Origin of the sequence: Bacillus sp. JJ1764, assembly GCF_036962145.1 — a bacterium.
In the GTDB taxonomy this organism is placed as follows: Bacteria; Bacillota; Bacilli; order Bacillales; family Cytobacillaceae; genus Neobacillus.
This window is the reverse complement of record NZ_JBALNY010000079.1, coordinates 1-13,722: the sequence shown is the minus strand read 5'-3', so window position 1 is coordinate 13,722 and position 13,722 is coordinate 1. Positions and strand designations below refer to the sequence as shown.

The following is a 13,722-nucleotide window of genomic DNA, read 5'->3' as shown; positions in this document are numbered from 1 at the left end:
TTAGGGTTGTCTTTTTTTGGCTTAAGATAACTCTTCTATCCTTAGCAGATACCAGAAAAGAGTTAACGTTTGTGGTAGATAAAATAAATAAGAATTCAAAATCACAAAAAAGTTATTGACAGCAAAAAAAATACCGCTTACAATGAACTCAAATAGATATGTAACCGGTTACAGAACGAAGTATACATACACTCATTTTTTTTATAGAATATGTAACGGGTTACATATAATTGATAAGTGATAAAAAAGGGGATTAACAGCATGAGCACAATAAAAGATGTGGCAGTTGAAGCCAAGGTGTCTGTTGCCACTGTTTCTAGGGTTCTGAACAATAGCGGCTATGTTAATGAGGATACTCGCAAAAGAGTACTGAATGCTATTTCCAAGTTGAATTATATGCCTAATGAAATTGCCAGGAGTTTATTTAAGAAACAGTCCAAAACCGTCGCTTTAATTGTACCAGATATTAATAACCCCTTTTTTCCTGAAGTAGCAAGAGCGATAGAAGATGTGATGAGCAGTCAAGAGTATACATTAATCCTTTGTAATTCCGATGAACAGGTGGAGAAGGAGATCATGTATCTTGATGTCATGAAACAAAAATATGTGGATGGGATCATAATCGTGACCAATACATTAACTCCCAAACATATTGAATCGCGGGATATTCCATTAGTTGCTCTTGACCGGCCGATTAGTAAGGATATTCCTTCTGTATATGTTAATAACTTTCAGGGGGCTAGCCAGGCAGTAAGGTACTTAAAAGATATTGGTTGTAGGAAAATTGCACATATAAGGGGTCCTAAAAATATTATAAATGCACAAGAGCGATATCAGGGGTATTTAGCTGAGGTTGAAAATGAAACTTGGTTTACTCCTGAATTAATTGTAAATGGTGATTATAACATTGCAAAGACCACAGAAGCTACATTAAAGTTGCTTACAAACCATCCTGATGTAGATGGAATCTTTGCCGGGAATGATTATATGGCGGTTGGAGTATTAAAAACAGCCATAAAGTTAGGAATTAAGGTCCCAGAAGAGTTGTCAATCATTGGCTTTGATGGAATCCAACTATGTCGTTTAACAAGCCCGGAAATTACAACAATAGCCCAGCCAATTTATGAATTAGGGCATAAGGCAGCTGAGCTTTTACTAGAAATGATTGAAGGTAAGGTAATCAACAACTTGCATCACCAATTTGATGTAGCTCTGATAAAAGGGCAATCTACGAAAGTTTAGAGGTGACAAATGGTGAGTAACAAAACAATTACAGTAATCGGCAGTATAAATATGGATTTGGTTACATCGACTAATCGTGTACCAAATATGGGAGAAACCGTTCTGGGTGAATCATTTCATACGATACCAGGTGGAAAAGGAGCAAATCAAGCGGTGGCGGCAGCCAAGTTGGGTGCTGTCACTACGATGATAGGTTGTGTGGGTGATGATGCCTTTGGCCAAGAATTAGTCAAGCATTTGCAAAATCAAGGAGTAAACACGGACTATGTGAAACCGGTTACACATAGGTCGACAGGAATTGCATCTATTACATTATCAGATGGTGATAACAGTATAATTGTCGTTCCAGGAGCGAATTATCAGGTAACGCCGGATATAGTCTCGAGCTATGAAGAAGTAATTTCAAATAGTGATATCTTGCTGCTTCAGCTTGAAATCCCAATTGAAAGTGTTGAAAGGGCAATAGAATTAGCAAAAAAACACCAAGTAATGGTGATTCTTAATCCTGCCCCAATCCAGGCTCTTTCCAAAAGCCTTTTACAAAAGGTGGATTATATTACTCCTAATGAACATGAGCAGCAGTTTCTTTTAGAGTCTGAAGAATGGTCAGATAGTGAACGCAAGGAAATGTTAAAAAAATGCATTATCACAATGGGAGCTAAAGGGGTTAAGTTTTATAGGGATGGTGAGAGAAATATATCAAGCTATAAGGTAGAGACCGTAGACACCACTGGAGCCGGTGATTCATTTAATGGTGCACTTGCTTTTGCGTTAAGTAATGGAGAGCAACTTGAAGAAGCGTGTCGGTTTGCTAATGCCGTTGCAGCATTGTCTGTGACAAAATTAGGGGCTCAAAGTGGCATGCCAACTCTCAAAGAGGTTCAAACATTTTTACAAAAACAGCAAAGGGATGAGTGAAAATGAAGAAAAATGGGATCTTAAATAGCCATGTATCAGAGGTTCTTTCAAAAATGGGACATACCGACATGATTGTTATTGCAGATTGTGGACTCCCGATACCAGATGAAACAGTAAGAATTGACTTATCATTAAAAATTGGTAGTCCCTCCTTTATGGAGACACTTGAGGCTGTTTTTGAGGATTTGGCCATAGAGAAAATTACTCTTGCTAATGAAATAACCGAAAATAATCCAAATATAGAGGAACAGATTAAAACACTTCTAAACTGCGACTCTATAGATTACATATCGCATGAGGACTTTAAAGTGCTGACTAAAAAGGCAAAGGCAGTTATTCGAACGGGTGAAGCAACTCCATATGCAAACATCATATTACATGCAGGAGTGATTTTTTAAATGAGCACTGTACCTGTGATAGAGATGAAAGGAATTAACAAAGCATTTTCTGGTAATAAGGTATTGGAAAATGTTGAGTTTCAACTTTTACCAGGAGAAGTTCATGCGTTAATGGGGGAAAATGGAGCCGGTAAGTCAACGTTGATGAAAATTTTAACGGGTATTTATGAACGTGACCAAGGAACCGTTTGGGTAAAGGGAAAAGAAGTTCATTTTCAAAATCCGAAGGAAGCAGAAAAAGCTGGAATTGCCGTCATCCATCAGGAATTAAATATCATACCACACCTATCTGTCTATGACAATATGTTCCTTGGAAAGGAAATTATCTTTGGTCGATTTGGGGTAACCAATGACAAAGAAATGAAGAAAAAAACAAAGGAGTATCTTAATCGGTTAGGAATTGACATGGATCCTACAGTGGAGGCCGGCAGTTTATCTGTAGGGCAACAACAAATGATTGAGATTGCAAGAGCGGTTGCTGCCAATACTGAGGTACTTATCATGGATGAGCCAACGGCAGCTTTAACAGAGCGTGAAATTGAATCCCTTTTTAAAGTGATCGCTTCCTTGAAAAAGGAGGGAGTGGGGATTGTATATATCTCTCACCGAATGGAGGAAATTTTCCAAATTTGTGATCGAATCTCTGTGTTGCGTGATGGTCAATTTATCGATGTTAAATCCATTAATGAAACAAATTTTGATGAGATTGTTCGGTTAATGGTTGGAAGACAACTGGGTGAAAGGTTCCCTGAACGTAATATAGAAATTGGGGAAGAGCGATTTAGAGTAGAAAATTTAACAAGAAAAGGTAACTTTGAAAAAATTAATTTTTCAGTACATAAGGGAGAAATCCTTGGAGTAGCTGGCCTAATGGGAGCAGGGAGAACAGAAATCATGCAAGCGATTTTTGGATTCCGGCCACATGATGAAGGCAAAGTGTTTATTGACAATAAAGAGATTTCTAATAAAACACCTTTCGATGCGATCCAGGCAGGAATTGCTTTTGTGACGGAGGATCGCAAAAGCCAAGGTTTAATTCTCGAACTTTCTGTCAGAGAAAATTACTCGGTCACCAACCTAAATAAAATTTCTAAGAATGGTCTCATTTCCTCTCAAAAGGAAAACCGTTTGGTAGACGAGATGATTGAGAAGCTGAAGGTAAAAACATCCGGACGTGAGCTAAGTGTTAAATCCCTAAGTGGGGGAAATCAACAGAAGATTGTTATCGGTAAGTGGATGGGGATTGATCCAAAGATATTAATCCTTGATGAACCGACCCGCGGGGTAGATGTAGGGGCAAAAAAAGAAATCTACCAACTGATGAATGAACTAACGAAACTAGGAGTTTCCATCATTATGGTATCCTCTGAGCTTCCAGAAATTCTAGGAATGAGTGACCGGATTATTGTTATTCATGAAGGGAAATTGACGGCAACGATCCAAAGGTCCGAAGCAAGCCAAGAAAAAATTATGCAGTCAGCAACCGGGGGTAGTAAAAAATGAAGTCCTCTAACTTAATTTCTAAACAACTAATTCAAAAATTAGGCCCTTTATTAGGTCTGATCCTGATAACGGCCGTGTTATCGGTTGTCAGCACAAGTTTTTTAACACTAGAAAACGTGTTTAATGTTTTACGCCAGGTTTCAATTAATGCCCTAATTGCGTTTGGAATGACCTTTGTTATTTTAACAGGAGGGATTGATTTATCTGTTGGATCCATTCTTGCACTTTCTTCAACACTAACAGCCGGAATGATGGCCAATGGGATGGATCCATTTCTAGCGATGATTGTCGGCCTGGGTTCAGGTGCCGTTATGGGAGCCATTAATGGTTTATTTATCACAAAAGGAAAGGTCGCGCCATTTATCGCAACACTGGCAACTATGACCATTTTTCGTGGATTGACTTTGGTATATACAGAAGGTCGGCCGATTACCGGACTATCAAAAAGCTCGATGTTTGAACTAATGGGGCGAGGTTACTTTGGATGGATTCCAATACCGGTGATCTGGATGCTTGTCTGTTACGGGATTTTATACTTTGTTTTGAAAAAAACGACGTTTGGCCGACGTGTATATGCAATTGGCGGTAATGAAGAAGCATCCTTATTATCAGGTATCCGTGTAAATAATGTGAAGGTTTGGATCTATGCGTTAACGGGTACTTTATCCGCGTTGGCAGGGATTATCCTGGCATCAAGACTGGATTCCGCACAGCCGACAGCGGGAACCTCCTATGAGTTAGATGCCATTGCATCAGTTGTTCTGGGGGGGACAAGCCTTTCAGGTGGTAGAGGATGGATTTTTGGTACTTTAGTTGGAGCCCTCATTATTGGGGTTTTAAATAATGGTTTGAATTTAATGAATGTTAGCTCCTTTTATCAACAGGTTGTAAAGGGAGGTGTCATCCTACTAGCCGTCTTACTTGACAGAAAAAAAGCAGCATAAACAAAAAAATTTAGGGGGAAAGAAAAATGAAACAAGCATTTAAAGGATTAGTGTTTTTTGCATTATTAATGTTGGTACTAGCTGGTTGTTCAACGAAAGCTCCAGGATCTTCAGAAAAAAGTTCAAGTTCCAAAAAGGATGGCAAGATTAAAATTGGCCTTTCTATTTCAACATTAAACAACCCATTCTTTGTTACCTTAAAGGAAGGTGCTGAGAAGGAAGCAAAAGCTCAAGGAAATGATATTCTTGTAGTAGATGCTCAAAATGATCCTGCTAAGCAGGCTAGTGATGTGGAAGATTTAATTCAAAAAGGTGTGGACGTTCTTTTAATTAATCCAACTGATTCTGATGCTGTCACTTCCGCAATCGAATCTGCTAATAATGCAAAAATTCCAGTCATCACTTTAGACCGCAGTGCCAATGGTGGAGAGGTTGTTTCTCATATTGCATCTGATAACGTTGCCGGCGGAAAAATGGCTGGAGAATTTATTTTAGAAAAACTAGGAAAATCAGGTAAAGTAGTTGAATTAGAAGGAATCCCAGGGTCATCTGCAGCACGTGAACGTGGCGAAGGTTTCCATAAAGCAATTGACGGAGTTGACGGCATTAAGGTTGTTGCCAAACAAGCAGCTGACTTCGACCGTACAAAAGGCTTAACTGTAATGGAAAATATTCTTCAAGCAAACAAAGATATTCAAGCGGTATTTGCCCATAATGACGAAATGGCATTAGGTGCACTGCAAGCGATTGAAGCAGCGGGATTAAAAAATGTCATTGTCGTTGGTTTTGATGCAACTGATGACGCTGTAAAGGCAGTAAAAGACGGAAAATTGGCAGCGACTGTCGCTCAAAAACCAGCCGACATAGGTAAATTCGGTGTAGAAACCGCGGCAAAAGTAGTGAAGAAGGAAACGGTAGAAAAATTCATTCCAGTATCATTAGAACTGGTAAAATAATATTTTTCTAATTAATAACAATGGAGTGTCAGAATGGATCTGGCACTCTTTCACATTAAGGAAAACTAAGGAACACCGTTTATTTAGCTGAAACCATTGCCGTAGCTTTTTCAATTGGTTTAAACTAAAGCCCTTAACCCAGAAAATTCTGCAAGAAAATAATTCATAATAGACATACACCCAACTAAAACCATCATCATATGATGATAAAGAGAACTCTATCGAAGAAAATTCTAAAAATTGTATACAAATTAAATATGCCGGAAAGAATGGGTGTATGGAGGTGGAAGGATTGAATTCATTTTTAGCACAGCATCATACTGAGGAAGCATGCGTTATTTGTGAAGATCTTAAACCGAAGGGCATACATCTGTATAATTCGTTTATTTGCATAGAATGTGAAAGAGATTTAATTCAAACAGATACGACTGACCCTAAATATAAATATTTTTTACAGCAACTAAAAAAAATTACAACCCCTGAAATTTTCTCTTAATCAAAGTCCGACAAGGGCTTTATTTTTTTCTATGGAATAAACAGCCTATTTGATAAAATAGATAGGACACTTAAAAGGGAAGATTAATAATGGAACAACAAAAGAAACCTTTATATCAAGCATTAATGGAACATAAAAAAAAGGGTCCAATTTCTTTTCATGTCCCAGGGCATAAATATGGACAGATTGGTGATTTTGGACTAGATTCCAGCTTCGAGTCTATATTAACTATTGATGTAACAGAGCTTACCGGCCTCGATGATCTCCATTCTCCAGAGGAAGCCATTTTAGAGGCGGAATTATTATTAGCTAATTTATATCAAGTTAAAAACAGCTTTTTTCTTGTCAATGGATCGACAGTTGGGAATATAGCGATGATTATGGCGGTTTGTTCAGAGGATGATGTAGTCCTAGTTCAGCGAAACTGCCATAAATCAGTCTTAAACGCTTTACAATTAGCAAAGGCAAGACCGATTTTCTTAGAACCAGAATATCATCCCGATTGGAAGGTTGCCGGGGGAGTACAACCTGAAACGGTAGCAAAGGCCATTGAACAGTATCCCATGGCCAAAGCAATTATTCTAACCTATCCTAATTATTATGGTATGGTTTATGACCTTAAAGAAATAATCGATCAGGCTCATCTACAGAATATACCAGTATTGGTGGATGAGGCTCATGGTGCCCATTTTATTCTGGGTAACCCATTTCCTGCATCCGCCATTCAGTTGGGTGCCGATATCGTGGTGCAATCGGCACATAAGACACTTCCGGCGATGACAATGGGTTCTTATCTACACTTTAATTCAGACCTTATTAATCTAAATAAAGTAAAAGAATACCTGGGGATCTTTCAGTCAAGCAGCCCGTCATACCCAATTATGGCCTCCTTAGATTTGGCTAGGAGTTATTTAGCCAGGTACGGAAGCAATGACCTTTGTTATTTGCATGAGAGAACGAATCACTTTAAGGAGCAGTTAGCGGAAATCCCGACGATTAAGGTACTGGAATACCCCAATAATCAAGGAGATCTTCTAAAAATCACCATTCAATCGAAAAGTGAGATGAATGGATTTGAATTGCAGAAAAGGTTAGAGGGTTTGGGCATTTATACAGAATTAGCGGATCCCTATAATATCCTGCTTATTTTACCTTTACTTAAAGAGGGACAACCTTATCCTTTTACAGAAACGGCTGATAAATTGAAACAAATACTCCAACACTTTACCTATCAGGACAAGGTAGGAAAGCTGTATATGGAACAGACTGAAAAGGTTTCTGGGTTGGCGATTGGCTACAAGGAAATGGACCATCTTTTTGTAAAGGACGTTCCTTTCATACAAGCACATCATCATGTCTGTGCTGAAACGATTATTCCTTATCCGCCTGGAATTCCATTACTGCTAAAAGGGGAACGAATTACATCTGAAAAGCTTGAACGATTACAGCATTTAATCATGACAGGTGCTCGGTTCCAGGGCGGTTCACATTTAAAAGAAGGATACATAACTATTTTTCAAACATAACAGCTTTTGGAGGTTTAGTTCATGACACAAGGAACGTTTATTACATTTGAAGGACCAGATGGCGCTGGAAAAACCACCATCCTAGGAATGGTTGCAGAAAGGCTGGAGAATACCCTGTTGACAAGAGAGCCGGGTGGAATAGATATCGCTGAACAAATCAGAAGTGTCATTTTAAATAAAGAAAATACGGCAATGGATCCCCGAACAGAGGCATTGCTTTATGCAGCTGCCCGAAGACAGCATCTAGTTGAAAAAGTGAAACCGGCGCTTGAGCAGGGGAAAGTCATTTTGTGTGACCGCTTTGTTGATAGTTCTCTTGCGTATCAAGGCTATGCGAGGGGCTTAGGGATTGAAGAGGTATGGGGTATTAACCAATTTGCAATAGAAAATATGATGCCCTCATTTACAATATACTTTGACATTGAACCTGCTTTGGGTCTACAACGGATTAATAAAAACAAGGCAAGGGAAATTAATCGCCTTGATCTTGAAGACTTAGAATTTCACCATAAAGTTCGAGAAGGCTATCATATTTTAATAGAACGTTTTCCAGATCGAATGATCAAAGTAGATGCATCTAGATCCATCCATGAGGTTTATTCAGAAACATTGCAAATCGTACAAAGGAAATTAGAAGAAAAGCCTTCACTGTAAGGCTTTTTTTCATGGCTTCCTAATGTTAACGAATGTATGAACTCCTAATACCTGATATAATATAGAAAAGGGACAAGAGACGAAATAAATAGAGGAGAGGGTGTTACAATGAAACTTATCATTGCTGTTGTACAAGATCAGGATAGTAACCGTCTTTCAAAAGCGTTGGTTGATCATAATTTTAGAGCGACTAAATTGGCTAGTACCGGTGGATTTCTAAAATCGGGAAATACCACTTTTATGATTGGAACGGAGGATATCCGGGTTGAGCGGGCATTACAGATCATTAAAGATAACTGCAGAGCCCGTGACCAGTTGGTTTCACCTGTTTCTCCTATGGGTGGAAATGCCGATTCCTATGTTCCGTATCCGGTTGAAGTAGAAGTTGGCGGTGCCACCGTATTCGTCTTGCCGATTGAGCAGTATATGCATTTTTAAATAAATCGCCCTTTTTAGTTGATAGTTGCTTATAGAGTGACTGTCAATAATACTTTTAATGTTAGTGAGTGATAGGTTTGGTAAAAACATGGGATCAACTGGAAGAGCTGCAGCCAACCATTTTAAGAATGTTAAAAAACAGCTTAGTCAAAAATCGGGTGGCCCATGCCTATCTTTTCGAAGGTATGAGAGGAACGGGTAAGAAGGAAATCGGAATGCTGCTCACAAAGGCTCTGTTTTGTGAAGCATTAGTGGGTGGTTATAAACCATGCGAGTCCTGCAATAATTGTAGGAGAATTAATCATGGAAACCATCCGGATGTCCATGTCATTGAACCTGAAGGGTTATCCATCAAGGTGGATCAAATTAGAGAATTACAAACGGAGTTTTCCAAAAAGGGTGTAGAATCCCTAAAAAAGGTATATCTACTTAATCATGCTGACAAAATGAGCATTAGTGCTTCCAATAGTTTATTAAAATTTTTAGAAGAGCCCAATGCACGAACAACAGCATTTTTACTGACAGAACAGCCACAGAAAATATTGCCAACCATCCTTTCGAGGTGTCAAGTTTTAACATTTCAACCATTACCTCCCCAGATACTCATCAAACAACTCATTGAAAATGGTGTGAAACCTGGGAAGGCACCAATTCTTGCACATTTGACCAATAGTTTCGATGAGGCATTGGAATTAAATGTTGATGAATGGTTTGCACAAGCCCAAAAAATAGTGGTAAAATTATATGAGGTGTTGAAAAAAAGCCCCTTAGAAGCAATGGTTACGCTTCAGAGTGATTGGTTTCCACACTTCAAAGAAAAAGAACAGATTCAGCGTGGTTTAGATCTATTACTTCTTTATTTAAAAGATTTACTATACATTCAATTAGATAAGCAGGAGCAAGTTGTGTTTCAAGAGAGTGAAAGGTTACAGCAATTTGCCCTGCAAACATCAAGACGGCGCCTGTCGGATCAAATGTCAGCAGTTCTTGACGCCAAGAGAAAGCTGCAAGCCAATATGAATCCTCAGCTAATGATGGAACAGCTTGTGTTAAAAATTCAGGAGGGATCTTCGATTGTATGATGTTGTAGGAGTACGCTTTAAAAAAGCGGGAAAGATCTATTATTTTGATCCCGGAGACCTCCCTATTGAGAAGGATGATTTTGTTATTGTCGAAACTGTTCGCGGTGTCGAATTCGGCAAAGCAGTGATTGCTCGTAAACAAGTTGAGGAGCATGATGTTGTCCTTCCTTTAAAAAAGGTTGTCAGAATCGCGGATCAGAAGGATCGAATGATTGTAGATGAAAATAGGCAAGCAGCTAAAGAGGCATACGAAGTATGTACGGAAAAAGTAAATGAACATCAACTGGATATGAAACTGGTGGATGTTGAATATACATTTGATCGAAATAAAGTAATCTTCTATTTTACAGCTGAAGGAAGAGTAGACTTCCGTGAACTGGTAAAGGACTTAGCTGCTATCTTCCGCACCAGAATTGAGCTTCGCCAAATTGGTGTGCGCGATGAGGCAAAAATGCTTGGCGGTATTGGTCCATGTGGAAGAATGCTGTGCTGCTCCACATTTTTAGGTGATTTTGACCCGGTTTCGATTAAAATGGCGAAAGACCAGAATTTATCCCTTAACCCGACGAAAATCTCAGGCTTATGCGGTAGGCTTATGTGCTGTTTAAAATATGAAAATGATGAATATGAATCAGCCAAAGAGCAGCTACCGGATTTAGGAGAGATGATCGAAACACCAAATGGCAGGGGAAAAGTGGTAGGTTTAAATATCTTGGAGCGCGTTCTACAGGTAGAATTGACGGAACAAGAGCGGGTCTTGGAATTCACCTTGGATGAAATTATTAAAGAAGGTGCCCTTTCGATACAATCCACAGATTAACGAGGTGGAATACGTGGATAAAAAAGAAATATTTGAATCAGTAAGTAATATGGAAACACAAATTGGCCATCTATATCAGCAGCTTGGAGAATTAAAGCAGCATCTGGCAGAAATAATAGAAGAGAACCACTATTTAAAGCTTGAAAATGAGCATTTAAGGCGCCGTTTAGAGATCACCACGGAAGTTAAGCAAGAACCGGAAAGTAAAAAAGAAACGAATCGAACCCCAGCTCCGGGAGCCAAACAGCCATTTGATGTTGGAGAAGGATATGATAATCTGGCTAGGCTTTATCACGAAGGATTCCATATCTGCAATCTTCACTTTGGAAGCCTGCGTAAGGAAGGCGATTGCTTATTCTGCCTTTCGTTTCTGAATAAAAAATAATCAATGAGGCTGATCATATCAGCCTCTATTTTCATACTTACATATAGAGGATGGTTGTTATGGTCAACTTGAAGGGTGATGAACGGCTTGATTACTTATTAGCAGAAAACTTGAGAATCATTCAAAGTCCTTCTGTTTTTGCTTTTTCTTTAGATGCCGTCCTATTGGCTAGATTTGTGTATGTTCCCATCCAAAAAGGAAACCTTATTGATTTGTGTAGCGGAAACGGTGTAATTCCACTGTTTTTAAGTGCAAGGACGAAGGGGCAAATTACAGGGGTGGAAATCCAAGAACGATTATACGATATGGCCGTTCGAAGCATTGAATACAATGGACTGGAAAACCGAATAAGGATGGTTCACGGTGACCTTAAGGAGAGTCCGAAACAGTTAGGGTACGGGAAATTTGATGTGGTTACCTGCAACCCACCATATTTTTCAACCCCACCAAAAAGCGATATAAACCCAAATGAACACTTAGCGATTGCCCGTCATGAAATACTTTGTACGTTAGAGGATGCTATAAAGGCATCCAGCGATCTGGTGAGACAAGGGGGCAAGGTTGCGTTTGTCCACCGTCCCGGCAGACTAATGGATATCATAATGTTAATGCGTCAATACCGATTGGAGCCCAAAAGAATTCAATTGGTCTATCCTAAGGTTGGTAAGGAGGCTAATACCTTATTAATTGAAGCAATTAAGGATGGTAGCCCAGATCTAAAAATTCTCCCGCCGATTATTGTGTATAACGACAATAATGAATACACTCAGGAAATAAGAGAGATTTTATATGGAGAATAACGGTCATTTTTTCTATGTGCTCACTTGTGCAGATGGCAGTCTTTATGGAGGGTATACGAATAATTTAGAACGCAGAATTAAGCTTCATAACGAAGGCAAGGGTGCTAAGTATACACGAGGGCGGGGCCCGGTCACATTGACTTTTTTCCAGCCGTTTAACAATAAGAGTGACGCAATGAAGGCCGAATATCAGTTTAAACAGTTGCCAAGAAAGCAAAAATTGGCGTTTATTAACCAGAAGTTAGGTGATGAAGATGTGGCAGCAGAAAAGCTTTCAGAATGAGAGGGAAAAAGGGATTCTGTACCTTGTTCCCACCCCAATCGGTAATTTAGAGGATATGAGCTTTCGAGCCATACGAATATTAAAAGAGGCTGATTTGATTGCAGCCGAGGATACAAGAAACACGAAGAAACTACTTAATTATTTTGAAATTCCCACCCCAATTGTCAGCTATCATGAGCATAACAAAGAGTCTAGCGGTGAAAAATTAATCGAAAAATTAAAAGAGGGTGCAACCATTGCTCTTGTTAGTGATGCAGGAATGCCTGCCATATCAGACCCTGGTTATGAATTAGTAACACAAGCAGTCCATGAGAAACTAACGGTGGTTCCGTTACCTGGCGCCAATGCAGCAATAACCGCTTTAATCGCATCAGGTTTACCGTGTCAACCTTTTTATTTTTACGGATTTTTAAACCGAAATAAGAAGGAAAAACGGGAGGAGTTGGAAAATTTAAGATACCAAAAGGCAACCTTAGTTTTTTATGAGTCTCCTCATAGGCTTAAGGAAACGCTGGCAATCATGGGAAATATCCTTGGAAACAGAAAAATATCCCTTTGCCGGGAGCTGACGAAAAAATTTGAAGAGTTTATCAGGGGCAGTATCGAGGATCTGCTCATATGGGCAGAAACTGATGAGATTCGCGGTGAATTTTGCATCATTGTAGAAGGGTCAAAAGAAGAAGTAATGGAAGATCAAAGCTGGTGGGCGGAATTTACAATAGAAGATCATGTAAACCACTATATTTCCGTGAAAAAAATGACCTCAAAGGATGCGGTTAAACAAACGGCAAAGGATAGAGGAATGAATAAACGGGAAGTATATCAGGTATATCATATAGAAAAATAAGAAAAGGCTCCGGGGATAACCCTGGAGCCTTTGGTATAATTACTTCGCAGTTTCAAAGCTGTTTTGAATTTCTTTAATTAATTGTTCTGCACCCTCGCGGCTTAAGATTAACTTTCCGCCAGCTAGTGCTAGGTTATCATCAGATACTTCACCAGTGATTTGGCAAGTCATGTTTGGTTTATATTTTTTTAAGATGATGCGATCGTCATCAACATAGATTTCAAGAGCATCTTTTTCTGCAATACCAAGTGTACGTCTTAATTCGATAGGAATAACAACACGGCCTAATTCATCAACCTTACGAACAATACCAGTAGATTTCATAATTTATATCTCCTCTCAATTGTAAACATCTCTATTTAGTAATTCGTCATTATTCGACAAATTTTTTATAGCTTTATAATACCAGCCTTTCCCATATCCGTCAATT

17 protein-coding genes are annotated in these 13,722 nt (G+C 39.0%); 16 read left to right on the top strand and 1 reads right to left on the bottom strand.

What is annotated here, in order from left to right:
• The first annotated feature begins 261 nt into the window (after nucleotides 1-261).
• From V7083_RS12470 to rsmI, 16 genes are all read left to right on the top strand, one after another.
• Nucleotides 262-1,242: a LacI family DNA-binding transcriptional regulator gene (locus V7083_RS12470; protein WP_335478152.1), complete on the top strand. Its 981-nt coding sequence runs from the start codon at nucleotides 262-264 to the stop codon at nucleotides 1,240-1,242.
• Between the two features lie 12 nt (nucleotides 1,243-1,254).
• The gene (rbsK, locus tag V7083_RS12465; protein WP_335478150.1) at nucleotides 1,255-2,160 is read left to right on the top strand and encodes a ribokinase; all 906 of its coding nucleotides are present in this window, start codon (nucleotides 1,255-1,257) and stop codon (nucleotides 2,158-2,160) included.
• A gap of 2 nt (nucleotides 2,161-2,162) precedes the next feature.
• Nucleotides 2,163-2,558 (top strand): D-ribose pyranase, encoded by a 396-nt coding sequence (gene rbsD, locus V7083_RS12460; RefSeq protein ID WP_335478148.1) that lies wholly within the window; start codon nucleotides 2,163-2,165, stop codon nucleotides 2,556-2,558.
• Nucleotides 2,559-4,061 carry a sugar ABC transporter ATP-binding protein gene (locus V7083_RS12455; protein WP_335478146.1) on the top strand — a complete coding sequence of 501 codons (1,503 nt, stop codon included), beginning with the start codon at nucleotides 2,559-2,561 and terminating at the stop codon, nucleotides 4,059-4,061.
• Entirely contained in the window at nucleotides 4,058-5,005 is a 948-nt protein-coding gene (locus V7083_RS12450) for an ABC transporter permease (protein ID WP_335478144.1), read from the top strand. Before V7083_RS12455 ends, V7083_RS12450 begins: the two co-directional genes overlap by 4 nt.
• A 26-nt stretch (nucleotides 5,006-5,031) precedes the next feature.
• Nucleotides 5,032-5,961 (top strand): ribose ABC transporter substrate-binding protein RbsB, encoded by a 930-nt coding sequence (gene rbsB / locus V7083_RS12445; RefSeq protein ID WP_335478142.1) that lies wholly within the window; start codon nucleotides 5,032-5,034, stop codon nucleotides 5,959-5,961.
• 277 nt (nucleotides 5,962-6,238) lie between these two features.
• On the top strand, nucleotides 6,239-6,457 hold the full coding sequence (locus tag V7083_RS12440) for a sigma factor G inhibitor Gin (protein WP_335478140.1): 219 nt from the start codon (nucleotides 6,239-6,241) through the stop codon (nucleotides 6,455-6,457).
• A gap of 89 nt (nucleotides 6,458-6,546) precedes the next feature.
• Nucleotides 6,547-7,983, top strand: coding sequence for an aminotransferase class I/II-fold pyridoxal phosphate-dependent enzyme (locus V7083_RS12435; protein ID WP_335478138.1), 1,437 nt, complete (start codon nucleotides 6,547-6,549; stop codon nucleotides 7,981-7,983).
• A gap of 21 nt (nucleotides 7,984-8,004) precedes the next feature.
• Entirely contained in the window at nucleotides 8,005-8,637 is a 633-nt protein-coding gene (gene tmk / locus V7083_RS12430) for a dTMP kinase (protein WP_335478136.1), read from the top strand.
• A gap of 108 nt (nucleotides 8,638-8,745) precedes the next feature.
• A complete protein-coding gene (locus V7083_RS12425) occupies nucleotides 8,746-9,075 on the top strand; it encodes a cyclic-di-AMP receptor (RefSeq protein ID WP_335478134.1) in 330 nt (109 codons plus the stop codon).
• Nucleotides 9,076-9,152: 77 nt separating this feature from the next.
• Nucleotides 9,153-10,157 (top strand): DNA polymerase III subunit delta', encoded by a 1,005-nt coding sequence (gene holB / locus V7083_RS12420; protein ID WP_335478132.1) that lies wholly within the window; start codon nucleotides 9,153-9,155, stop codon nucleotides 10,155-10,157.
• On the top strand, nucleotides 10,150-10,977 hold the full coding sequence (locus V7083_RS12415) for a PSP1 domain-containing protein (RefSeq protein WP_335478130.1): 828 nt from the start codon (nucleotides 10,150-10,152) through the stop codon (nucleotides 10,975-10,977). The genes holB and V7083_RS12415 overlap by 8 nt, the downstream gene beginning before the upstream one ends.
• A gap of 13 nt (nucleotides 10,978-10,990) precedes the next feature.
• Complete coding sequence (yabA, locus tag V7083_RS12410) at nucleotides 10,991-11,362, top strand: DNA replication initiation control protein YabA (RefSeq protein ID WP_335478128.1); 372 nt, start codon at nucleotides 10,991-10,993, stop codon at nucleotides 11,360-11,362.
• 59 nt (nucleotides 11,363-11,421) lie between these two features.
• Nucleotides 11,422-12,162 (top strand): tRNA1(Val) (adenine(37)-N6)-methyltransferase, encoded by a 741-nt coding sequence (locus V7083_RS12405; protein ID WP_335478126.1) that lies wholly within the window; start codon nucleotides 11,422-11,424, stop codon nucleotides 12,160-12,162.
• Nucleotides 12,152-12,445 carry a GIY-YIG nuclease family protein gene (locus V7083_RS12400; RefSeq protein WP_335478124.1) on the top strand — a complete coding sequence of 98 codons (294 nt, stop codon included), beginning with the start codon at nucleotides 12,152-12,154 and terminating at the stop codon, nucleotides 12,443-12,445. Before V7083_RS12405 ends, V7083_RS12400 begins: the two co-directional genes overlap by 11 nt.
• Nucleotides 12,417-13,292, top strand: coding sequence for a 16S rRNA (cytidine(1402)-2'-O)-methyltransferase (gene rsmI / locus V7083_RS12395; protein ID WP_335478122.1), 876 nt, complete (start codon nucleotides 12,417-12,419; stop codon nucleotides 13,290-13,292). The genes V7083_RS12400 and rsmI overlap by 29 nt, the downstream gene beginning before the upstream one ends.
• 39 nt (nucleotides 13,293-13,331) lie before the next feature.
• Here rsmI and V7083_RS12390 read toward each other — a convergent pair whose 3' ends face one another.
• Nucleotides 13,332-13,616 carry an AbrB/MazE/SpoVT family DNA-binding domain-containing protein gene (locus V7083_RS12390; protein WP_335478120.1) on the bottom strand — a complete coding sequence of 95 codons (285 nt, stop codon included), beginning with the start codon at nucleotides 13,614-13,616 and terminating at the stop codon, nucleotides 13,332-13,334.
• Nucleotides 13,617-13,722: the final 106 nt, after the last annotated feature.